Origin of the sequence: Streptomyces sp. TM32 (assembly GCF_004122755.1) — a bacterium.
Lineage (GTDB): Bacteria > Actinomycetota > Actinomycetes > Streptomycetales > Streptomycetaceae > Streptomyces > Streptomyces sioyaensis.
In genome coordinates this window covers 1-21,062 of the sequence record NZ_SDIG01000119.1, presented here as the reverse complement: position 1 = coordinate 21,062, position 21,062 = coordinate 1, and the positions used below count along the sequence as shown (strand labels likewise).

Annotated in this window: 24 protein-coding genes and 1 pseudogene; 6 read left to right on the top strand and 19 right to left on the bottom strand. The window is 71.7% G+C overall.

Going from position 1 to position 21,062, the window contains the following annotated elements; genetic code table 11:
* Positions 1-509: CAP domain-containing protein (locus tag EST92_RS22815; RefSeq protein WP_135789058.1), on the top strand; the 509-nt coding region annotated here is incomplete at its 5' end.
* 121 nt (positions 510-630) lie between these two features.
* Here EST92_RS22815 and EST92_RS22810 read toward each other — a convergent pair.
* On the bottom strand, positions 631-1,221 hold the full coding sequence (locus EST92_RS22810; protein WP_174244102.1) for a flavodoxin family protein: 591 nt from the start codon (positions 1,219-1,221) through the stop codon (positions 631-633).
* Between the two features lie 152 nt (positions 1,222-1,373).
* On the opposite strand from EST92_RS22810, the gene EST92_RS22805 reads away from it, so the two are divergent.
* On the top strand, positions 1,374-1,799 hold the full coding sequence (locus tag EST92_RS22805) for a helix-turn-helix domain-containing protein (protein WP_129249579.1): 426 nt from the start codon (positions 1,374-1,376) through the stop codon (positions 1,797-1,799).
* A gap of 25 nt (positions 1,800-1,824) precedes the next feature.
* On the opposite strand, the gene mutM is transcribed toward EST92_RS22805, so the two are convergent.
* From mutM to EST92_RS22760, 9 genes are all read right to left on the bottom strand, one after another.
* The gene (gene mutM / locus EST92_RS22800; protein ID WP_129282696.1) at positions 1,825-2,751 is read right to left on the bottom strand and encodes a bifunctional DNA-formamidopyrimidine glycosylase/DNA-(apurinic or apyrimidinic site) lyase; all 927 of its coding nucleotides are present in this window, start codon (positions 2,749-2,751) and stop codon (positions 1,825-1,827) included.
* A 94-nt stretch (positions 2,752-2,845) separates the two neighbouring features.
* Entirely contained in the window at positions 2,846-3,736 is an 891-nt protein-coding gene (gene rnc / locus EST92_RS22795) for a ribonuclease III (RefSeq protein WP_174244101.1), read from the bottom strand.
* Positions 3,737-3,743: 7 nt separating this feature from the next.
* Positions 3,744-3,917, bottom strand: coding sequence for a 50S ribosomal protein L32 (gene rpmF / locus EST92_RS22790; RefSeq protein WP_003951102.1), 174 nt, complete (start codon positions 3,915-3,917; stop codon positions 3,744-3,746).
* Between the two features lie 2 nt (positions 3,918-3,919).
* Positions 3,920-4,582, bottom strand: coding sequence for a YceD family protein (locus tag EST92_RS22785; RefSeq protein WP_129282694.1), 663 nt, complete (start codon positions 4,580-4,582; stop codon positions 3,920-3,922).
* 132 nt (positions 4,583-4,714) lie between these two features.
* A complete protein-coding gene (locus EST92_RS22780; RefSeq protein WP_129282693.1) occupies positions 4,715-5,860 on the bottom strand; it encodes an ATP synthase F0 subunit B in 1,146 nt (381 codons plus the stop codon).
* 129 nt (positions 5,861-5,989) lie between these two features.
* Entirely contained in the window at positions 5,990-6,472 is a 483-nt protein-coding gene (coaD, locus tag EST92_RS22775; protein WP_216849121.1) for a pantetheine-phosphate adenylyltransferase, read from the bottom strand.
* Positions 6,473-6,498: 26 nt separating this feature from the next.
* Complete coding sequence (gene rsmD, locus EST92_RS22770; RefSeq protein WP_129282691.1) at positions 6,499-7,098, bottom strand: 16S rRNA (guanine(966)-N(2))-methyltransferase RsmD; 600 nt, start codon at positions 7,096-7,098, stop codon at positions 6,499-6,501.
* Between the two features lie 199 nt (positions 7,099-7,297).
* A complete protein-coding gene (locus tag EST92_RS22765) occupies positions 7,298-10,330 on the bottom strand; it encodes a helicase-related protein (protein WP_129282690.1) in 3,033 nt (1,010 codons plus the stop codon).
* A 57-nt stretch (positions 10,331-10,387) separates the two neighbouring features.
* Positions 10,388-12,034, bottom strand: coding sequence for a DAK2 domain-containing protein (locus EST92_RS22760; protein ID WP_129282689.1), 1,647 nt, complete (start codon positions 12,032-12,034; stop codon positions 10,388-10,390).
* Between the two features lie 233 nt (positions 12,035-12,267).
* Here EST92_RS22760 and rpmB point away from each other — a divergent pair, with 233 nt between their 5' ends.
* Entirely contained in the window at positions 12,268-12,453 is a 186-nt protein-coding gene (rpmB, locus tag EST92_RS22755; RefSeq protein ID WP_006602870.1) for a 50S ribosomal protein L28, read from the top strand.
* Between the two features lie 153 nt (positions 12,454-12,606).
* On the opposite strand, the gene thiD is transcribed toward rpmB, so the two are convergent.
* Together thiD and EST92_RS22745 are read right to left on the bottom strand one after the other, a co-directional pair.
* Entirely contained in the window at positions 12,607-13,416 is an 810-nt protein-coding gene (gene thiD, locus EST92_RS22750; RefSeq protein WP_129282688.1) for a bifunctional hydroxymethylpyrimidine kinase/phosphomethylpyrimidine kinase, read from the bottom strand.
* A 58-nt stretch (positions 13,417-13,474) separates the two neighbouring features.
* Positions 13,475-14,452: a thiamine-phosphate kinase gene (locus EST92_RS22745; RefSeq protein WP_129282687.1), complete on the bottom strand. Its 978-nt coding sequence runs from the start codon at positions 14,450-14,452 to the stop codon at positions 13,475-13,477.
* 158 nt (positions 14,453-14,610) lie between these two features.
* Here EST92_RS22745 and EST92_RS22740 point away from each other — a divergent pair, with 158 nt between their 5' ends.
* Together EST92_RS22740 and EST92_RS22735 are read left to right on the top strand one after the other, a co-directional pair.
* Positions 14,611-14,844 carry an Lrp/AsnC ligand binding domain-containing protein gene (locus EST92_RS22740; RefSeq protein WP_006602873.1) on the top strand — a complete coding sequence of 78 codons (234 nt, stop codon included), beginning with the start codon at positions 14,611-14,613 and terminating at the stop codon, positions 14,842-14,844.
* 21 nt (positions 14,845-14,865) lie between these two features.
* Complete coding sequence (locus tag EST92_RS22735; protein ID WP_254068965.1) at positions 14,866-15,345, top strand: DUF3515 domain-containing protein; 480 nt, start codon at positions 14,866-14,868, stop codon at positions 15,343-15,345.
* A 49-nt stretch (positions 15,346-15,394) separates the two neighbouring features.
* Here EST92_RS22735 and EST92_RS22730 read toward each other — a convergent pair whose 3' ends face one another.
* The 3 genes from EST92_RS22730 to EST92_RS22720 form a co-directional block, all read right to left on the bottom strand.
* Positions 15,395-16,531, bottom strand: coding sequence for a D-alanine--D-alanine ligase family protein (locus EST92_RS22730; protein ID WP_129282686.1), 1,137 nt, complete (start codon positions 16,529-16,531; stop codon positions 15,395-15,397).
* A 165-nt stretch (positions 16,532-16,696) separates the two neighbouring features.
* A complete protein-coding gene (locus EST92_RS22725) occupies positions 16,697-17,698 on the bottom strand; it encodes an NAD(P)H-dependent glycerol-3-phosphate dehydrogenase (protein ID WP_129249567.1) in 1,002 nt (333 codons plus the stop codon).
* On the bottom strand, positions 17,695-18,561 hold the full coding sequence (locus EST92_RS22720; protein ID WP_129282685.1) for a lysophospholipid acyltransferase family protein: 867 nt from the start codon (positions 18,559-18,561) through the stop codon (positions 17,695-17,697). Before EST92_RS22720 ends, EST92_RS22725 begins: the two co-directional genes overlap by 4 nt.
* 141 nt (positions 18,562-18,702) lie before the next feature.
* On the opposite strand from EST92_RS22720, the gene cofC reads away from it, so the two are divergent.
* On the top strand, positions 18,703-19,440 hold the full coding sequence (gene cofC, locus EST92_RS22715; protein WP_129282684.1) for a 2-phospho-L-lactate guanylyltransferase: 738 nt from the start codon (positions 18,703-18,705) through the stop codon (positions 19,438-19,440).
* Here the strand turns inward: cofC and EST92_RS22710 are convergent.
* The 4 genes and pseudogenes from EST92_RS22710 to EST92_RS22695 form a co-directional block, all read right to left on the bottom strand.
* Positions 19,421-19,624 (bottom strand): hypothetical protein, encoded by a 204-nt coding sequence (locus EST92_RS22710; protein WP_129249564.1) that lies wholly within the window; start codon positions 19,622-19,624, stop codon positions 19,421-19,423. The two genes, cofC and EST92_RS22710, sit on opposite strands and share 20 nt — an antisense overlap.
* A 135-nt stretch (positions 19,625-19,759) precedes the next feature.
* A complete protein-coding gene (locus EST92_RS22705; RefSeq protein WP_129282683.1) occupies positions 19,760-20,407 on the bottom strand; it encodes an HU family DNA-binding protein in 648 nt (215 codons plus the stop codon).
* A gap of 125 nt (positions 20,408-20,532) precedes the next feature.
* On the bottom strand, positions 20,533-20,778 hold the full coding sequence (locus tag EST92_RS22700) for a hypothetical protein (RefSeq protein WP_006602881.1): 246 nt from the start codon (positions 20,776-20,778) through the stop codon (positions 20,533-20,535).
* Between the two features lie 134 nt (positions 20,779-20,912).
* Positions 20,913-21,062 (bottom strand): annotated as a pseudogene (locus EST92_RS22695) (3-isopropylmalate dehydratase small subunit); the annotation flags it as partial.

Genomic DNA, 21,062 nt, shown 5'->3' with positions numbered 1-21,062 from the left:
CCCCCGCGCCGCACCGGCCGTCCGCCTCCCCCACCGGGAAGACCGAGTCCCACCGGCCCTCCCGGCCATCCGGCCGGCCGTCCGCCGCCACGCCCGAACGCTCCGCGGCCCCGTCGACGACACCCGGTGCCCGGTCGTCCGCAGCGGCGCAGGTCCTGTCGCTGGTCAACCAGGAGCGCGACCGGGCCGGCTGCTCGCCCGTGACAGCGGACGGGGAACTGACCCATCTGGCCCAGCAGTTCAGCGACGACATGGCCCGGCGCGGTTTCTTCGGCCACACCGATCCGGACGGTGACACCCCGTGGGACCGTGCCGGCGCCGCGGACATCTCCGATCTGGGCGGCGAGAACATCGCCCGCGGCCAGGCCGACGCCCAGTCCGTCATGGACACCTGGATGAGCAGCCCCGGCCACCGCGCCAACATCCTCAACTGCGAGTACAAGACCCTGGGCGTCGGCGTCCACTTCGGGCCGGGCGGCCCGTGGTGGACGCAGGACTTCGGGTTCTAGCCGCAGCCGGACCCTCCGACTCCCGGATGGGCGTGCCGGACGCCCGCACCGCCCCGTGACGGATCACGGGGCGGTGCGGGCATCCGGGATGTCCCGGCGGGCGCCGGTCCGGTGCCGGTGGTCAGGCGGCGAGGGCGGCCCGGCCCGCCGCGAAGATCCGTGCCTGCTCGGCGATACGGCGTCCGAGGTGCTCGGCGGTGGCGATGTCGGCCTTGTGGACCCCCTCGGCCCCCTGGTCGTTGGGCGACTGGGCGCCGGCTCCCAGGAAGAAGCCCAGGCGGTTGAGGTCGTTCTCGGACGCGGTGGAGGAGTTCCAGCCGGGCATCAGGTTGAGGCTGACCCAGCTCATCCCGTGCTGGGCGGCGAGCACCGTGAAGAACTGCAGGGTGTGCAGCTTGTCGCCGCTCTTGGAGGCGGAGTTGGTGAAGCCCGCCGCGAGCTTGTCCTGCCAGGCGCGGGTCGCCCAGCGCGCGGAGCTCGCCTCGGCGAAGGTGTGGAAGGCGCCCGAGGCCGTCCCCATGTAGGTCGGCGAGCCGAAGACGATCGCGTCGGAGGCGTCGAGCTGCTCCCACTGCGCTTCGGTGATCTCGTCGACCTTGATCAGGTGGACGGTGGCGCCCGCCTCGGTGGCGGCGGTACGGACGGCCTCGGCCAGTACGGCGGTGTGGCCGAAGCCGGAGTGGTAGGCGACGGAGACGACGGGGGCAGGCAGGGCAGGGGCGGTCACGGTGGTTCTCCTCCAAGATCACGGCATCCCGGGGCGGTCGGTGCCCGGGAGCGTCGGCTGCGACGGAAGAAAGAGAAGCACTAACTATTCGAAAGCGCAACCCATGGGATAGCGCTGTGCAGGAGTAGGGTGTCGGTATGGCGATCGAGAGCAGTGCCGAAAAGGCCGGGGAGGCCGCGCCCGGCTGTCCGGACGACCTGGCCTTTGACGTGTTCGCGTGCAACTGCCCGTCCCGGGAGACGCTCAAGCACGTCACCGACCGGTGGGGCAGCCTGACGCTGGGCGCGCTGCTCGACGGGACCTTCCGCTTCAACGAGCTGCGGCGCCGGGTCGAAGGGATCAGCGAGAAGATGCTGGCCCAGACCCTGCACGCACTGGAGCGGGACGGACTGGTGCAGCGCGAGGCACAGCAGTGCAATCCACCCCGCGTGGACTACGCGCTGACCCCCCTGGGGGATCAGGTCGCCCGTCAACTACGGCTGCTGATCGACCTGGTGGAGGACCGGATGCCGCAGGTGCTCCAGGCCCGGGAACGCTACGACGCCCGGCACCTCGCCGGATGAGCCGCCGGCCGCGGGGGCTCCGCGCTCAGCCGCGGGGCGGCCGCTGGCAGCGGGGGCAGAAGTAGCTGGAGCGGTTCATCCAGGGACGGCGGCGGATGGGCGTGCCGCAGCGGCGGCAGGGTTCGTCCTCCCGGCCGTAGGCGTCCAGCGAGCGCTCGAAGTAGCCGGACTCACCGTTGACGTTGACGTAGAGGCTGTCGAAGCTGGTGCCGCCGACGGCGAGCGCGGCGTTCATCACGTCCCGGACGTGGCCGAGGAGTTCGGCGGTGCGCGGACGGGTGAAGGTGGCCGTCGGCCGCTCGTAGTGGAGCCTGCTGCGCCACAGCGCCTCGTCGGCGTAGATGTTGCCGACACCGCTGATCAGCGTCTGGTCGAGCAACGCCCGCTTGATGGTGGTCCGGCGGCGGCGCAGCGCGTCGTGGAAGGCGGCGTCGTCGAAGGCGGGGTCCAGCGGGTCCCGGGCGATGTGGGCGATCACGTCGGGAAGGTGGTCGGCGGCGCCGGGCACGGTGTCGTGCAGCGAGAGGCCGCCGAAGGTGCGCTGGTCGACGAAGCGGAGTTCGGTGCCGAGCGCGTCGGCGAAGCGCAGGCGGATCCGCAGGTGCTTCTCGTCGGGGGCGTCTTCCGGCTGGACCAGCAGCTGACCGCTCATGCCGAGGTGGGCGAGGATCGCCAGCCCGTGGGTGACGGACGGGGTGACCATCGGGGTGATGCCTTCGGCGGCGGTCTGGGATGCCGGGCCACCGCCGGTCACCGGGAGCCAGAGGTACTTTCCGCGCCGGCGGGCCGCACCGATCCGCAGCCCCTTCAGCCGGGCCGCGAAGTCGGCCGCACCGGCGGTGTGCCGGCGGATCGACCGCGGATGGCGCACCTCGACGGCGTCGATCGTGCGGTCGCTGACCCAGCGCTCCAGTCCGCGGCGTACGACCTCGACCTCGGGCAGCTCGGGCACGGAGGGCTCCTTGGGAAACAAACGGTGGCGACAAAGACTTCTGACCCCGCCCGGAGCGGCGCGGGGCCGCCCGGAAGGGGTCAGAAGCGGGGTTTCAGTGTGCCGACGACGGGCTGTCGCCGGCGGCCGGAGCCGAGTCGGACTGCGCGGCGGCAGCCGTTCCGGGGGCCGGCGACGCCTCGTCGCCGGACGCCGCCGCCTTGGCCGCCTCGTCCGCCGCGGCGCGAATCGCACGCCACGCGGACTCCGCCGCCTGCTGCTCGGCTTCCTTCTTGCTGCGGCCGGTGCCGGTGCCGTACGAGACACCACCGACGCGGGCGGCAGCAGTAAAGGTCTTCTCGTGGTCCGGACCGGTCTCGGTGACCAGGTATTCCGGGACGCCGAGACCTTCGGTCGCGGTGAGTTCCTGGAGGCTGGTCTTCCAGTCCAGGCCCGCGCCCAGGCTGGAGGACTTCTCGATCAGCGGGTCGAAGAGCCGGTGCACCAGCTCACCCGCCGCGTCGAGACCCTGGTCGAGATAGACCGCGCCGATCACCGCTTCCAGGGTGTCGGCAAGGATGGAGGCCTTGTCCCGGCCGCCCGTGCCCTCTTCGCCCCGTCCGAGGCGGATGAAGGCGCCGAGGTCGAGGCCGCGGCCCACCTCGGCAAGCGCACGCGAGTTGACCACCGCGGCCCGGAGCTTGGCCAGCTGGCCTTCCGGGAGATCGGGGTGGATGCGGTACAGCGTGTCCGTGACCACCAGGCCGAGCACCGAATCCCCGAGGAATTCCAATCGCTCGTTGGTGGGCAGACCGCCGTTCTCGTATGCGAACGAGCGGTGCGTCAGCGCACGCACCAGAAGGGCGGTCTCGAGCTTGTACCCGAGCCGCCCTTCCAGAATCGTGTGGGACGAGGCCGTGTCCGCCGGAGTCGGTTCCTCCCCGCGTGTGCGGGGAGTCGAAGTGGCGTCTTCCGCCTTCTTGGGGCTAGACACGGAGCCTGTCACCAGCCGCTCAGACCTCGAGGACCTGGCGCTTGTTGTAGGTGCCGCAGCTCGGGCACGCGATGTGCTGCTGCTTCGGCTCATGGCAGCGCTCGCACGCCACCAGGGTGGGGACCGCAGCCTTCCACTGCGACCGGCGGTGGCGCGTGTTGCTGCGCGACATCTTCCGCTTCGGAACAGCCACGGCTACTTCTCCTGCTTCTCGTCGACGCCCGCTTCGGCGCCGCCCATGTTGTCCTTCTCGCCGTCCTTGACGGTCCCGGCGAGTCCCTGCAGTGCCGCCCAACGGATGTCGACGGCGTCGTGATGGTGGTCCGGGTCGTCCGCGAGCCGCGCTCCGCAGTCGGAACACAGGCCCGGGCAGTCGTCCTGGCACACCGGCTGCATCGGCAGTGCGAGCACCACCGCATCGCGCAGCACGGGTTCGAGGTCGAACAGGTCGTCCTCGAGGAAGAGGGTGTCCTCCTCGTCCTCGGCGTCGTCGCCGGCGTCCTCATGGACCCTGGCGTCGGCGTCGGGGTAGGCGAACATCTCCTGGAAGTCCGCGTCGAGCTCTCGCTCCAGCGGCTCCAGACACCTTACGCACTCCCCCGTGACGGATGCACGGCCGGTGCCTGTGACAAGCACCCCGTCCATGACCGACTCCAGGCGGAGGTCGAGCTCGATCGGGGCGCCCTCGGGCACACCGATGACCTCGTTGCCGAGGTCCCGGGGGGCCTCGACGGAGCGGGAGACCCTCTTCAGCGCACCGGGACGCCGGCCCAGCTCGCGTGTGTCGAACACGAGCGGGGAACGGTGGTCGAGGCGGGCGTTGATGGCTTCCTGCTTTCTACGGGGATTGCGTGCCACCCGAATCCCAGTGGTGGAATTCCGGGCAGCAGAGACCGCGGGCATACGCGCGACCGAAGAGCCAGGATACTGGACGGGCCCCGATAGGCCCAATCCGCTTCCGGCCGCAGCACGGGCCGCCGGACCACACGCCTACTGGCGCCCCTCCTCGTACTGCCGGAGCTGGTCCAGATCGATCATGCTGGTGTCGAAGAGGCTGGTCTCGTCCAGCGCACCGGGCTGCGCCGCGTGACCGTGCGGGGCGTGCTGGGGCTGCTGGGGCACCTGCTGCTGGAGGTACGCGTTCGGGTCGTAGCCCTGCTGCTGGGCCTGGGCCTGCTGCTGCCAGTCGTAGCCGTACGGGTCCTGGTGCGGGGCGTACGGGTCCTGCGGGGGCTGCTGGTAGCCGTAGACGTCCTGCTGTGGATAGGCGGCCGGATCGGCGTAGTAGGCCTGCTGCTGAAGCTGGGGCTGGAGGGGCTGCTGGTGTTCCTGGGGCTGCGCCTGGGGCATCGCGGGCTGCGGCGGTGCCTGCGGCATCGGGGGCGCCTGGGGCGGCTGCGGGTCCTGGTCGGCGCCGATGCCCGCCAGGCCGGCGAGGTACTCGGCGTCGGCCTGGTGGCCGGACTGCGGATCACCCTGCGCCGCCAGATGCAGCGCCAGCTCGTCGATCGCCTGGGCGCCCTGGAGCTTGTCACGGCCCCGGCCGACCGCTTCCAGCGTCTTGGTCAGCACGGCCTGGAACGCCCCGAACTTGGCGTCCACGTACGCGTCGGCGCGCCGCCTGAGGGTCTCCGGGTCGGCGCTGCGCTCCGGGGCCTCGGTGTCCTCGTAGCCCTGCTCGTCGAGCCCCGGGCCGCGGCCGAGCAGCTTCTCGCGGCCGCGGTCGACGGATCCGATGGTCTTGGTCAGCACGACCTCGAAGTTGGCGAGCTTGCTGTCGACGTAGTCGTCGGCCTCGGCGCGGATCTCCTCCGCCTCCCGGCGGGCCTCGGCGAGGATCCGGTCCGCCTCCTCCTGGGACTGCCGGGCGACCTCGGTGTCGGAGATCAGCGAGCCCCGCTGGGCGTGCGCGGTCTCGATGATCCGCTCCGCCTCGGCCCGCGCCTGCTCGACCATCTGCTCCCGCCCGCCGAGCAGCTCCTGCGCCTGCGCGAGCGAGCCGGGCAGCGCGGCGCGCACCTCCTCCAGCTGGGCGAGCAGCTCGGCGCGGTTGACCACGCACGAGGCCGACATGGGCATGGACCGGGCACCGCCGACGGTCGCGACGATGTCGTCGAGCTTCTTCTGCACGTCCACCTTGGACTCGCCACTCTCTGAAGGGTTGGAACGACGGAACGAGACGACTGTACGGCCACGCGCCCCTGACCCGACACCACCTGACGTGCCGTCAGTGAGGCATCGCGGGCCGGTGCGCCCGGTGCGGTCTCAGCCCTTGTTCCGCAGGCGCTCGGTGAGCGCCTCCAGGACGAACGCCGGGACCAGGTGGGAGACATCGCCGCCCCAGGCGGCAACCTCCTTGACGAGGCTGGAGGAGAGGAAGCTGTAGGTCGGGTTGGTGGGGACGAAGAGGGTCTCCACGCCCGACAGGCCGTTGTTCATCTGGGCCATCTGCAGCTCGTAGTCGAAGTCGCTGACGGCGCGCAGCCCCTTGACGATGGCGGGGATGTCGCGCTGCTTGCAGAAGTCGACCAGCAGGCCGTGGAAGGACTCGACCTCCACGTTGCCGTACTCGGCGGTGGCCCGGCGGATCAGGTCGATCCGCTCCTCGACCGTGAACAGCCCCTGCTTGGACTGGTTGATCATCACGGCGACATGGACGACGTCGTACAGCTTGGAGGCACGGGCGATGATGTCCAGGTGCCCGTTGGTGATGGGGTCGAACGACCCCGGACAGACGGCGCGGCGCAACTCGGGTTCCTCGCTCTCCGATCCGGTCATGACACGCTTGCTGACGTCGATTCGGCGGACGTCGAAGCGGCGCGACCGTACCAAAGCGTCCCCTCGCCGTAGCGACGGGCCTTGATCGCTGCAAAACCGTCCGGCCAGGGGAAGGTGCCGCCTCGGGTGCTCCGCTCCACGGTGACGAGTGCCTGCTCCGCAAGCCACCCCTGACCACGGAGTGTGAGCAGGATCTCCCGGAGTGCGGCGTCGGTCACCACGTAGGGCGGGTCCAGGAAGACGAGGTCGTACGGATCGCCCGGGGGCGGTGCGGCGGCGGTCTGCTCGGCCTTGCCGGGACGGACCTCGACGCCCGGGAGGCCGACCGTACGGACGTTGTCGCGGATGGTGCGCACCGCGCGGGCATCGGCCTCGACCAGCAGGACGTGCGCGGCGCCGCGGGAGAGCGCCTCCAGGCCGACCGCGCCGGAGCCGCCGTACAGATCGAGCACCCGGGCGCCGGCCAGCGGGCCGTCGAGCGACTCCCAGGTGGAGAACATGCCCTCACGCGCCCGGTCGGAGGTCGGTCGGGTGCCGTTTCCCGGGGGTACGGCCAGGCGGCGGCCGCCGGCCGTACCGGCGATCACGCGGGTCATGGGCCCGTCCTTACGTTGCGCGGGTCAGGGCGGAGCCGGGCAGGCTCCGTCCCTCCACGATATGGCGTCGGCCGGCCGCGGACGCCCGGCCGGGGGCCGGAGGCCGGTGGGCGGTGATCGACATCACCTGGCGCCAGGGCCCTGGGGCCCGCCCGACGGGTCAGGGACGGGCCCGCGCGCTTCGCGGCCGCGGACCCGCTCATCCCTTGTCCAGATACTGCTCCCGCTCCTCGTCCAACAGGGCCGAGAGGGCGATCCGCAGTTCCGGGTATCCGGACAGGTCGGGATCGGCGGTGACCAGGGCGGTGGCCTCCTCGCGGGCGGCCGCGATCACGTCCTCGTCGTCGATGACCGCGAGCATCCGCAGCGAGGAGCGGACACCGGACTGCGCCTGGCCCAGGACATCGCCCTCCCGCCGCTGTTCGAGGTCGATACGGGAGAGCTCGAAGCCGTCGAGGGTGGCCGCGACGGCGGCGAGCCGGGCGCGCGCGGGGCTGGCCTCGGGCATCTCGCTGACCAGCAGACACAGTCCGGGGGCCGTGCCACGGCCGACCCGGCCGCGCAGCTGGTGCAGCTGGGAGACGCCGAAGCGGTCCGCATCCATGATCACCATGGCGGTGGCGTTGGGGACGTTCACGCCGACCTCGATGACCGTCGTCGCGACGAGGACGTCCAGCTCGCCCGCGGCGAAGGAACGCATCACGTCGTCCTTGTCGTCCGGCGCCATCCGGCCGTGCAGGACCGCCACCCGCAGACCGGCCAGCGGCCCCGCGCGGAGCTGCTCGGCGATGTCGAGCACCGCGAGCGGCGGCCGCTTCTCCGCCGCGTCCTCGGGTGAACTCTCCTTGGCCGCCGCGGCCTTGGCGCCCGGCGCGCCCTTCTTCGCCTTGGGCGCCTCCTCCTCGTCGCCGATCCGGGGGCACACCACATAGGCCTGATGCCCGGCCGCCACCTCCTCGCGGACCCGTTCCCAGGCGCGCGCGAGGAAGTGCGGCTTGTCCTTGGCGGGCACCACATGGCTGGCGATCGGCGAGCGTCCGGCGGGGAGCTGGTCCAGGACGGAGGTCTCCAGATCGCCGAAGACGGTCATGGCGACCGTGCGCGGAATGGGGGTCGCCGTCATCACCAGGAGATGCGGGGTCTGCTTCTCCCGCTGGGAGTTGCCCTTGCCGCGCAGCGCGTCGCGCTGCTCGACGCCGAAGCGGTGCTGTTCGTCGACGACGACCAGGCCCAGGTCGTGGAACTGCACCTTGTCCTCGATCAGGGCATGGGTGCCCACCACGATGCCGGCCTCGCCGGTGACCAGATCGAGCAGCGCCTGCCGGCGGGCGGCGGCCCCCATGGAGCCGGTCAGCAGCACGACCTTGGTGCCCTGCTCCGCACCGCCGAGCATCCCGCCCTCGGCCAGCTCCCCCATCATCTCGGTGATCGAGCGGTGGTGCTGCTGGGCCAGGACCTCGGTCGGCGCCAGCATCGCGGCCTGGCCGCCGCTGTCGACGACGCCGAGCATGGCGCGCAGCGCGACCATGGTGTTGTGGGTGACGGTGAAGTGGTCGGTCACATAGGCGTGGGAGGGATGCGCGACGCTGATGCACTGGACGGGCTTGCGGCCGACGTGCTCGATGGCGTGGACGGCGCGCCGGACGCCGGGCCCGCCCCCGGTGGGTGCACCGTCCCCGCCTCCGGGCGCGCGGAACGGCGGGTACCCGGCGGGCAGCGCCACGAAGACGTCGCAGGCACCGTCGCGTACGGGGACGGGCCGGGCGGAGCCGCCCAGGGAGCGCACCAGCCACGCCAGGTCGTCGGCGAGCGGGCCGGGGGCCGCGCGGTAGACCGCGGTGGCTTCCGCGGGCCCGCCCCCGGTGTCCATCAGCCCCTGCACCGCGGCCAGCCGATCCTTGAGGGGGGCGTGGCGATAGGCCGTGGGCAGGCGGTCCGCCGGGCCGCCGGCCTCGGCCAGCCGCTGCCCCACCAGATACGGATCGAGCGGCCGCTCCCCGCCCGCGTCGAGATCGACCGGGGTGGCCGCCGCGATCGACCACTTGGGCCGGCCGTCGGGGCCGAGCAGATCTCCCCGCAGCTCGCGGGTGGTCAGCACCCGCTCGCCCGTCTCGCGGGAGCCGACGATCCACAGATGTTCGTCGTCGCACTCGACGGCGCTGCCGTCCGACAGCACCAGCCGCCAGACCTCCCGCTCGCCCTGCGGGAAGACCCCGTCCACCACGGTGAGCTCCCCGCTCGGCACGACCACCTCCGTGCCGACGGCCATCTCCCCCATGGGGCAAAAGCCGCGCGGGGTCAGCACCAGGGCGTCCAGGGGCTGCGCCTTGCCGGAGCCCACCTCGCCCTGGAGGAGGCGGTGCATGGGGTGCTCGGCCGCCAGGTCGTCGAAGATCTCCCGACTGACCTTCTGCTGGCCGTCCGTGAGCGTGAAGGGCAGCTTGGCGTCGAAGGCGTCGAGGATGCCGCCCTTCGCCACCCGCCGCGCCACGGCGGGGAGTTGGGTCTCGGCGAGCCGGCGCCGGGCGAGCGCGACCTGCAGGACGAAGGCCTCGTCCCACTTCAGCCGGTCCCGTGCGGCGGCGATGTCGGCCTTGCTCTCCGGGCGGTGGATCTTGAGCAGCGCCTCGGGGAGCGGGACCAGCGCCCGGCCCTCGCGCAGCGAGCCGGGGAGCGGGTCGACGGCGTCCCGCGCGCTGGGCAGCACCGCGTCGACCGCCTTGGCGATCTTCCAGGACGCCATCTGCTGGCAGGCGGGGTAGATCGGCAGGAGCTGCCGGGCGAAGGCGTCGACCGCCTCGGCGCCGCTCTCGGCGTCGCCGTCGAGGAGCTCGTATTCGGGGTGGGCCAGCTGGAGTTTGTGCTGGAAGACCGACACCTTGCCGGCGAACATCGCGCGGCGTCCCGGGAGCAGGTCCTTGTGGGGCTTGTGGATGCCCTTGCCGAAGAAGACCAGCCGGAGCCGGCCGCTGCCGTCGGTGAGCGTCACTTCGAGGCGCTGTCCCCTGCCGCCGTTGAACTTCAGCACCCGGGAATCCGCGACCTGCGCGACGACGGTGACGTGTTCGTCCAGCGGAAGGTCCGCGAGGCGGGTCAGTTCGCCGCGCTCGGCATAACGCCGCGGGTAGTGGTGCAGCAGATCGCCGACCGTCCGCAGGCCGAGATGCTCGGCCAGCACCTTCGCGGTGGTGCCACCGAGGATCTTCTTCAGGGGTTCATCGAGCGCTGCCACAGGTCCATTGCACACCACGCCTGTGACAATCGGGGTGCGCCGAGCACCCCGGCGCCCTCACTCCACACCGATGAGCAGCGGCACCGCATGCTGACCGCCGTGGTAGACCACCGTGTCCACGGCGAGATGGCGTGCGCGGACATGCCGCTCCAGCCGCTCGGCGAGTGCGTCGGGCACGCCGGCGCCGAGGACCAGGGTCACCATCTCCCCGCCCGCCGACAGCATCCGGTCGAGCACGGTCATCGCCGTCGGCACGAGATCGGAGCCGATCACCGCCACGTCGCCGTCGATCAGGCCGAGGATGTCCCCGGCCTGGCAGACGCCGGCCATGGTCCACGACTGCCGCTCGGCGACGGCCAGCTCCGCGTAGCGGGTGGCGCCCGCGGCCGCGGTCATCGCGACCACGTCCTCGTCGAAGCTGCGGCCCGGCTCGTGCACGGCCAGCGCCGCGATGCCCTGGACCGCGGAGCGGGTGGGGATGAGGGCGACCCGGATGCCTTCGGTACGGGCCTGTTCGGCGGCGGCCGCCGCGGTGTGGCGCAGGTCGGGGTCGTTCGGCAGCAGCATCACCTCACGGGCGCGGGCCTGCCGGATCGCCTGCAGCAGTTCGCCGCTGGCGGGCGGCTCCCCGGGACGTACCGCCACGGGGGTGGCACCGGCCTGCGCGCACAGCCCGGCGAGCCCGGCGCCGGGCACCACCGCGACCACGGCCCGTGCGGTCATCGCCGGCTCCCTGGTGCGCGCGGCCCCGCCGAAGTGCGTGATCCGGATCCGGTACGGGCGGCCCGCCTCGATCCCGGCCTCCACGGCGGCCCCGGCGTCGTCGACATGGACATGGACGTTCCACAGCCCGTCCCCGCCGACCACCACCAGGGAGTCGCCGAGCCCGTCGAGCCGGTCGCGCAGCCGCGCCACGGCCGCGTCGCCGGCCTCCAGCAGATAGATCACCTCGAAGGCGGGCCCGTCCGGGTCGCCGCAGCCGTCCGCCGCCCGGGCCGCGAGCTCGCAGCCGGCCGCCTGCGGGAGCGGGGCGTCGGCCCGTACGGCGACCGGTGTCGCCGAGACCTCCCCGCAGAGCGCGTCGGCGAGCGCTCCCAGCACCGCGACGAGTCCGCAGCCGCCGGCGTCCACGACACCGGCCCGGCCGAGCACCGCCAGCTGCCCGGGGGTCGCCCGCAGGGCCGCGGACGCGCCCTCATGGGCGGCGCGGGCGACCTCGGCGGGACCCGCGGCCCGGTCGGCGGCGCACCTGGCGGCGGCGTCGGCGGCGGCCGTCGCCACCGTCAGGACGGTGCCCTCCACGGGGTGGGCGACGGCCTCGTACGCCGAGGCGGCGGCCCTGCGCAGCGCCCGACCCAGGGCGTCGCCGGAGCCGTCGGCGGCGGCCAGGACCTCGGTCATCCCGCGCAGCAGCTGCGCCAGGATGGTGCCGGAGTTGCCGCGCGCCCCGATGAGGGCGCCGTGTGCCATGGCGCCGATGGCGTCGGTGAGACGGGGCGCGGTACCGGCGGAGCCGTGCCCGTCGAAGGCGGCCTCGACCGCGCGGGCGGCCGATTCGAGCGTCAGATAGAGGTTGGTGCCGGTGTCGCCGTCGGCCACCGGGTAGACGTTGATCGCGTCGATCCGTTCGCGTTCCCGGCCGAGCGCCTCCAGTGCCAGCCCGCACCAGGAGCGGACCGCGGCGGCGTCGAGCGGGTGCGGCACATCGTCCTCCTGGGTCGCGGGATGCCTCGCACAGTAGCCGCGCTCCGGGAGTGGGACCGGGGCGGGGGGTCGGGGGGTGCGTGGTAGTTTCGTTCTACGGGAGCGGCCGTTGTATGCTGCTCCGGTTGCCCGATGAGAATCGGGCCATTCCTCTCCTGACGGTGCCGGTCGGGCAATGCACTCGGCTCGTCGGGATTTCACCGTAAGTGCATCTGAAGTCTTTGGAGTGACCCGTGGCTGCCAACTGCGACGTCTGCGGCAAGGGGCCGGGCTTCGGCAAGAGTGTCTCGCACTCGCATCGCCGCACCAACCGTCGTTGGAATCCCAACATCCAGACGGTGCGTGCAGTGATCGGGCGCACGCCGAAGAAGCTGAACGCCTGCACCTCGTGCATCAAGGCCGGCAAGGTCTCGCGCTGACGTCTTAGCCGTAGCGCAGCCCAGCCGGTTGCTTGTGAAGCCGGTCCACCTCCGTGGTGGGCCGGCTTTTTGCCGTTCCCGGGGCCGGTCGCCGCGGCTGGGGCCGGGCGCCGCGGCGACCGGCCCGGCCGGGGTACCGCGGGGTCCGTGCCGTCAGCTCCCGTCGCCGAGCCGCCAGCCGTGGTGGACGGGGCCGATGCCCGCGCCCAGCCGGAAGCCGGCCGCGATCGCGCCGGTGACGTAGTCCTTCGCCGCCGCCGCGGCCTGCGGGACGGTGTCCCCCTTGGCGAGCTGCGCGGCGAGCGCGGCGGCCAGGGTGCAGCCGGTGCCGTGGGTGTGCCGGTTGTCGTGGCGGGGGGCGCGCAGCCAGTGCTCCTCGGTGCCGTCGGTGAGCAGATCGACGGCGCCGTCACCGGCACCGGCCGGGAGGTGGCCGCCCTTGATGAGCGCCCAGCGCGGCCCGAAGTCCAGGATCGCGGCGGCCGCCCGGCGCATACCGGCCTCGTCCTCGACGCGTACGCCGGTCAACTGGGCGACCTCGTCCAGGTTGGGGGTGGCGACGGTGGCCGCTGGCAGCAGTGCGGTGCGGACCGCTTCCAGGGCGTCGGCGGCGAGCAGCGGGTCGCCGTGCTTGGAGACCCCGACGGGGTCGACGACGACCGGGGCCCGCAGGCCGGCGAGCAGTTCGGCGACGGTGGCGACGAGTTCGGCGGAGGAGAGCATGCCGGTCTTGACCGCCTGGACGCCGATGTCGTCGACGACGCTGCGGAACTGGGTCCGTACGGCCTCGGCAGGCAGGTCCCACGCGCCTTGCACCCCCAGGGAGTTCTGGGCGGTGACGGCGGTGAGCACGCTCATGCCGTGCGTGCCGAGCGCCAGCATCGTCTTCAGGTCGGCCTGGATGCCCGCGCCGCCACCGGAGTCGGACCCGGCGACGGTCAGGACGCGTGGAGGGATGCGCATACCGCCGAATCTACTCGGCGGCGTCCGGCCGTCCCGCGGCCGGCGGCCGGATGCGCCCTCACAGCTGCGATTCGGCGTCCCCGTTGTCGCCGAAGTGGTCCCAGCCGGCCTTCACCCACGGGGCGCCGTCCACCGTCACCTGGGGCAGCGCGGAGGGGTGGAGCACCTCGCCGATGACCTTCCACCGGGCGGGCAGCTTCACATCGGGCGGGAAAGTGGCCACGATCGCGTGATCCTCACCGCCGTTGAGCACCCACTGCATCGGGTCCACGCCGACGGCCGTGCCGATGTCGGACATCTGCGAGGGGATGTCGATGCCGGCGGACCGCAGGTCGATCCGGACCTTGCTGGCCTCGGCGATGTGCCCGAGGTCGGCGACCAGCCCGTCGCTGACGTCCGTCATGGCGGTGGCGCCGAGCCCGGCGGCCGCGGGGCCCGCGTGGTACGGCGGCTCGGGCCGGCGGTGGGCCTCCACGAAGGCGCGCGGCGAGCGGAATCCGCGGGTGAGGACCGCGTGCCCGGCGGCGGACCAGCCCAGCCAGCCGGTGACCGCGACGACATCGCCGGGCTGCGCGCCGGCGCGGGTGACCGGCTCCTGGTTGCGCAGGTCGCCGAGCGCGGTGATGGCGACGGTGATGGTGTCGCCGCGTACGACGTCCCCGCCGACGACCGCGGCGCCGGCCACCTGGCACTCGTCGCGCAGCCCGTCCATCAGCTCGGTCGGCCAGGTCGCGGGGAGTTCCGCGGGGACGACCAGGCCCAGCAGGATCGCGGTGGGCACCGCGCCCATCGCCGCGATGTCGGCGAGGTTCTGCGCGGCGGCCTTGCGGCCGACGTCGTAGGCGGTGGACCAGTCACGGCGGAAGTGCCGGCCCTCCAGGAGGATGTCGGTGCTGGCGACCACCCTCCGGTCCGGCGCGGTGACCACCGCGGCGTCGTCACCCGGCCCGATCCGTACCGCCGGAGTGGAGGTGAGCCGGGAGGTGAGCTCCCTGATCAGCCCGAATTCCCCCAGCTCGCCCACGGTGCCCTTCATGCTGTTGCCCTTCCCATGTGTACGGACGGTCCGTACGTGGCTGACGACTGTGCCGCACTCGCCGTGTTCACCGCGCGGGTCTCCCCGCTCCCCGCGGTGACGCGGTACCGTGGCGTCCCTTCTTCCCACATGATCCTCGTAGCCGCCCTGGAGGTTCCGTGGTACAGGCCTACATCCTGATCCAGACCGAGGTCGGCAAGGCCTCGGCGGTAGCTGAGGTGATCTCCACGATCCACGGTGTGCTGCAGGCTGAGGACGTGACCGGGCCCTATGACGTCATCGTGCGCGCTCAGGCCGACACCGTCGATGAGCTGGGTCGCATGGTGGTCGCGAAGGTCCAGCAAGTGGAAGGCATCACCCGCACCCTTACCTGCCCGGTCGTCCATCTCTAGCTCCCCCGTATCCTCTGCCGGGTGATCTCTGCGCGCCGCTGGTACCTGGCCCTTCCCCCGCTCGCCGTGTTGATCGCCGCGGTGAGCTGTTCCTCGTCCGAGGACGTGGCCGTCCCCTCCCCGCAAGGGGAGGCGGCACGGTATTGCCGAGCGCTCCACAAGGAGTTGCCGCGGACCGTGGACCGGCTGGAACGGGGTACCGCCGAACCGGTCTCGGACTTCACTGCCATGTGGGGCGATCCTGCCGTGAAACTGCGCTGCGGAGTGCCGAAGCCCGAGGTCCTGACGTACGGCAGTGAACATTACAACCCCAACGCCGACGCGGCGGAAGTCAACGGGGTCCAATGGCTCTTCGAGAAGCAGGACGACGGCTACCGCTTCACGACGGTGTTGCGGAAGGCGTACGTCGAGGTGACCGTGCCCGGGAAGTACGCCCCCGAGGTCGATGTGCTCACCGACCTCGCGGACGCCGTGAAGAAGACCGTTCCCGCCGGGGTCTAGAGCCACCAGCGTGGCGGTCGGAGCGGCCGGCCCGGAGGCCGGCCGCGGCTCAGCGCAGGCCCGTGGACCGCTGGAGTGCGGCCTGCAGGAGCCGGTCGATCAGCTCGGGGTAGCTCACACCGCTCTCCTGCCACATCCGCGGGTACATGGAGATGGGGGTGAAGCCGGGCAGGGTGTTGATCTCGTTGATCACGAACTCGCCGTTGTCCTGGAGGAAGAAGTCCGCGCGCACCAGGCCCTCGCAGGACGCCGCCTCGAAGGCAGCGACGGCCAGCTCCTGGACCTTCGCGGTCTCCTCGGCGCTCAGCGGCGCCGGCACGATGCCGTCGGCCGAGTCGATGTACTTGGCCTCGAAGTCGTAGAAGTCGTGCGCGCTGACCGGCGGGATCTCGGCCGGCACGCTGGCCCGCGGGCCGTCGGCGAACTCCAGCACCCCGCACTCGATCTCCCGGCCGCGCAGCAGCGCCTCGACGAGGATCTTGGGGTCGTGCCGCCGGGCCTCCTCGACCGCCTCGTCCAGGCCGGCGAGGTCGTCGACCTTGGTGATGCCGATGGACGAACCGGCCCGGGCGGGCTTCACGAAGAGCGGCCAGCCGTGTTCCGCGGCGAAGTCCACGATCTTCTTGCGGGCGGCGGCCGGATCCTGCTCCCACTCACGGGGGCGGATGACCTCGTAGGGGCCGACCGGCAGACCGAAGGAGGTGAACACCCGCTTCATGTAGTCCTTGTCCTGGCCCACGGCGGAGGCGAGCACGCCCGAGCCGACGTAGGGGACGCCGGAGAGCTCCAGCAGGCCCTGCAGGGTGCCGTCCTCGCCGTACGGGCCGTGCAGCACGGGGAAGACGACATCGACCTCGCCCAGCGCCTTGGGCACCGTGCCCGGCTCGGTGTAGACGACCTCGCGGTTGGTCGGGTCGACGGGGAGCACCACGCCGCCCTCGGCGGACTCGGCGAGCTCGGCCACGCTGGGCAGCCGCCGGTCCGCAATGGCCATCCGTTCGGGGTCGTCGGCGGTCAGCGCCCAGCGGCCGTCGGAGGTGATGCCGATCGGCAGCACGTCGTACTTGTCGCGGTCGATGGCGCGCAGCACCGCTCCGGCGGTGAGTACGGAGATCGCGTGCTCGGAGCTGCGTCCGCCGAACACGACGGCGACGCGGGGCTTGTGGGAGGGGGTCTGGCTGCTCATATCGCGTTGAGGGTACCTGCTGACCGGAGCGGAGTCAGTGCTGCTGCGGCCGTCGGAGACCTCGCGCCGCCGTCCGCGGGGGCTGCCGCGGAGCACCGGTTCCCGACGGACCGCACAGAACCGGGTGAATCGACTCCGATTCCGGTGCCGCGCGAAGGCGACGCTTCAGTGCCGCTCGGACTTGGCGCTGCGGGCCATCAGGTCCTTCAGGGCGGCCATCGGCTGCTTGCCCTCGTGGACGATCTCGACGACCGTCTCGGTGAGCGGCATCTCGACGCCGTGCCGGCGGGCCAGATCCAGCACGGATTCGCAGGATTTGACGCCCTCGGCGGTCTGCTTGGTGACCGCGATGGTCTCCTCCAGCGTCATCCCCCGGCCGAGGTTGGTGCCGAAGGTGTTGTTGCGCGAGAGCGGTGAGGAGCAGGTGGCGACGAGGTCGCCCATGCCGGCCAGGCCGGCGAAGGTGCGCGCGTCGGCGCCCATGGCCAGGCCGAGCCGGGTGGTCTCGGCCAGACCGCGGGTGATCAGGGACGCCTTGGCGTTGTCGCCCAGCCCCATGCCGGTGGCGATGCCGACGGCCAGCGCGATGACGTTCTTGACCGCGCCGCCCAGTTCGCAGCCCACCACGTCGGTGTTGGTGTACGGGCGGAAGTACGCGGTGTGGCAGGCGGTCTGGAAGCGCCGGGCGACCGCCTCGTCGGCGCAGGCCACGACGGCGGTGGCGGGCTGCCGGGCGGCGACCTCCCGGGCGAGGTTGGGGCCGGTCAGCACCGCGACCTGCTCCGCCGGCACCTTGGCGACCTCCTCGATGACCTCGCTCATGCGCTTGGCCGTGCCCAGTTCGACGCCCTTCATCAGGGACACCAGGACCGTCCCCTCGGGCAGCAGGGGCGCCCACTCGGCCAGATTGCCGCGCAGCGTCTGGGCGGGGACGGCCAGCACGGCGAACTCCGCGCCGCGCGCCGCTTCCGCCGGGTCGGTGGTGGCCCGTACGGACGCGGGAAGCTCGACGCCCGGCAGGTAGTCGGGGTTGGTACGGCCGTTGTTGATGGCGTCGACGAGGGCCGGGCGGCGCCCCCACAGGGTCACCTCGCAGCCTGCGTCGGCGAGCACCATCGCGAAGGCGGTACCCCAGGACCCCGTGCCGTAGACGGCGCAGCGCGTCACTTGCTTTCATCCTCCTGTGCCTGCTGGGTGCTTCGGGCCTGCTGCGATCCGACGGCCTGCTCGGAGGCGGCGGCCGGTTCGACGGAAGCGGTGGCCGCCGCGGCGCCCCCGCCTGCCTTGGCGGCCTCCCGGGCGGCGCGGCGATCCCGGGCGATCGCCTTGCGCCAGTCGTACGGTTCGGCCGGCGCGGGCGCACCGCGCAGGACGGCCAGCTGCTCGGCGATGGCGGCCATGATGACCTCGGTGACGGCCCGCAGCACCTCGGCGGTCGGCTCCTGGCCGTAGAACGCGCTCAGGTCGACCGGCGGCCCCGCCTGCACCCGCAGCGTCTTGCGCGGGAGGAGGCGCAGCTTCTTCTCCTTGGCGTACGGCGGCATCGCCTCATGGGCGCCCCACTGCGCGACGGGGATGACCGGCGCCTTCGTCAGCAAGGCCACCCGCGCGGCGCCGGTCTTGCCCTGCATGGGCCACAGCTCCGGGTCGCGGGTGAGGGTGCCCTCGGGGTAGAAGGCGACGCATTCGCCCTTCTCGATGGCGCTGACGGCGGCGCGGAACGCGGTGGCGGCGTCGGTGGTTTCCCGGTAGACGGGGATCTGCCCGGTGCCGCGCATCATCAGGCCGACAAAGCCGCTCTTGAAGAGGCCCGCCTTGGCCAGGAATCGCGGGACCCGCCCGGTGTTGTACTGATAGTGCGCATAGGAGAGCGGGTCGAGATACGAGTTGTGGTTGACCGCGGTGATAAATCCGCCGTCGGCCGGAATGTGCTCCATTCCCCGCCAGTCCCGCTTGAACAGAACCAAGAGCGGCGGTTTGCAGATGACCGCGGCCAAGCGGTACCAGAAGCCGATTCTGCGGCGGGACACTGGGACACCCTCCTTGTGGGGACCTGCGAAGCTGCTGCGGGCCGGCAGCCGCACAAGTGTCGCCCCAGGTACCCGCTATGTCGAGAACACCGTAACCCCGACGCTCCCGCGGAGCGGCGGCAGCAGGTGAGAATGGCGTCGATGCGAAGAGACGGAGCAGATGGCGAAGCAGAGACGACCTGGAGCCTGGTGGTGCCGCTGAAACCGCTGGTGCGAGCCAAAAGCAGGCTCTCCGGAGCCGCCGGTGAGGAGTTCCGCCCCCGACTGGCCCTCGCCTTCGCCCTCGACACCGTGACGGCGGCGCTGACCTGCGCGAACGTCCGGGATGTGGCGGTTGTCACGGACGACCGGCTGGCCGGGGAACGGCTGGCGGCGCTGGGGGCGCAGATCGTTCCCGACACACCGGGCCGCGGGCTCAACGCGGCGCTGTCCCATGGCGCGGGCGCGGTCCGGGCGCGTCGCCCGGGCGCGGCGGTCGCTGCGCTGAACGCCGACCTGCCCGCGCTGCGCCCCGCCGAACTGGAACTGGTGCTCCAATGCGCTTCGCTATTTCCCCGCGCATTTCTCGCGGACGCGGCGGATATCGGGACAACACTTCTGACCGCGACTTCCGGCACGGAATTGGAACCGGCATTCGGGGGCGCGTCCCGGGCCCGTCACCTGGCCTCGGGGGCCCGCGAGCTCACCGCGCCCGGGGTGCCCTCGGTACGCCGGGACGTGGACACCGCCGAGGACCTGCTGGCCGCGCTGGCGCTGGGCGTGGGCCCGTACACCGCGCGCCAGGCCCCGTATCTCGCCGGTGGGGCGGCAACCGGGCACGGCGCGCCAGGGGAGCCCGAGCGGCTGCGGCCGCCGCAGGTCAGAGCGTCTGGAGCGTGATCAGCACGATGCGCCGGTCGGCACCGTCGCCGGTGACGTCGATACGGACCCGCTGACCGGGGCGCAGCAGCAACAGGCCGCCGGCGTCGAAGGCCGCCGCATCGAAGGGCAGCGGGGTGCCGTCGTCCAGCAGCACGCTGCCGGAGCGGGTCTCGGAGTCGTACGTGTACGCGGTGGCCTGCATGGGAGAGAGCCTAGACGAGTAAGCCCGGTCTCCCTTCGTCCGCCCGCGGGCCAGAACGGAGACGCCCCGGAACGCACCGCGGGCCGGGCTCCCCGAAGGGAGACCGGCCCGACGCATGCGTGGTCGATGCTGCCATTACCGCTTGCGGGCAGTGGTCTTCTTGGCGGTGGTCTTACGCGCCGTGGCCTTCTTCGCCGGGGCCTTCTTCGCCGTGGCCTTCTTGGCGGGGGCGGTCTTCTTCGCCGTCGCCTTCTTCGCCGTGGTCTTCTTGGCCGTGGTCTTCTTCGCGGCGGCCTTCTTGGCCGTCGTCTTCTTCGCCGTGGTCTTCTTCGCCGCGGTCTTCTTCGCCGTGGTCTTCTTCGCCGCGGCCTTCTTGGCCGTCGTCTTCTTCGCCGCGGCCTTCTTGGCGGTGGCCTTCTTCGCCGCGGCCTTCTTGATGGCCGCGCCGCCGGTCAGGCTGCCCTTGGGAGCCTTCTTGACGGAGACCTCACCGCCCTTGGGGAGCTTCTTCGAGCCGCTCACCAGGTCCTTGAAGCCCTGGCCGGCCCGGAAACGCGGCACCGAGGTCTTCTTGACCCGCACGCGCTCACCCGTCTGCGGGTTGCGGGCGTAGCGGGCCGGGCGGTCGACCTTCTCGAACGAACCGAATCCGGTGACCGAAACGCGGTCACCGGAGACCACCGCACGGACGATTGCATCCAGTACCGCGTCGACCGCTTCCGCGGCGTTCTGGCGGCCGCCGAGCTTGTCGGCAATGGCTTCTACGAGCTGCGCCTTGTTCACGTCTTCCCCTTCGGAGACATTGCTGGAAGGAAAGTTTCCAAGCTTTTTCGCACGTTAGGCAGATATATACCGCAAATCAAACACGAAACGGGCTAATCACCCTTGTGCCGCAACGAAGTCGACCTTCACGGACTTCCATCGGCGTGCACATCTTCGGGATAACGACCTTCGTCGAGGTCTTCCATGAACCACTCCAGACGCCTTGCCGCGTCCGCAAGATCGTGTTTAGCCGCGGCCGTGATGACGAGCAGCTTCCGGGTCAGCGCCATCCGTACGCCCTCCGGGACTTGCAGTGTCCGCACTCTTGCGTGTGCGTCCTTGAGCCGGTCGGCGACGACTCCGTAGAGCTTGAGTTGCTCGTCGCGTTCCATGCGCTAATTGTGCCATCTGCGGCGAGTTGTCGCTTCACGGGGCCTCAACAGGCGCCCCAACGCAGCGATGCGCCCCCTGCCAACTGCACAGGGGGCGCATCGTACGCAATAACGCTTTGAGCCAAAACCCGAGGTCAGACCTCGAGGGTACGCGGCTTGAACGACGGCCTGTTCGCCTCGTACTCCACGATGGACGACTCCTCCCGAAGGGTGAGGCTGATGTCGTCCAGCCCCTCCAGGAGGCGCCAACGCGCATTCTCGTCCAGCTCGAAGCCGGCGCTGAT

Excerpts from the sequence above, each read along its gene's own strand:
- EST92_RS22805 (WP_129249579.1), top strand. The coding sequence starts at position 1,374 with ATGGCGATCGAGAGCAGTGCCGAAAAGGCCGGGGAGGCCGCGCCCGGC.
- rsmD (WP_129282691.1), bottom strand. The coding sequence starts at position 7,098 with ATGACCCGCGTGATCGCCGGTACGGCCGGCGGCCGCCGCCTGGCCGTA.
- thiD (WP_129282688.1), bottom strand. The coding sequence starts at position 13,416 with ATGCGCATCCCTCCACGCGTCCTGACCGTCGCCGGGTCCGACTCCGGT.
- EST92_RS22745 (WP_129282687.1), bottom strand. The coding sequence starts at position 14,452 with ATGAAGGGCACCGTGGGCGAGCTGGGGGAATTCGGGCTGATCAGGGAG.
- EST92_RS22730 (WP_129282686.1), bottom strand. The coding sequence starts at position 16,531 with ATGAGCAGCCAGACCCCCTCCCACAAGCCCCGCGTCGCCGTCGTGTTC.
- cofC (WP_129282684.1), top strand. The coding sequence starts at position 18,703 with ATGCGAAGAGACGGAGCAGATGGCGAAGCAGAGACGACCTGGAGCCTG.
- EST92_RS22710 (WP_129249564.1), bottom strand. The coding sequence starts at position 19,624 with ATGCAGGCCACCGCGTACACGTACGACTCCGAGACCCGCTCCGGCAGC.
- EST92_RS22700 (WP_006602881.1), bottom strand. The coding sequence starts at position 20,778 with ATGGAACGCGACGAGCAACTCAAGCTCTACGGAGTCGTCGCCGACCGG.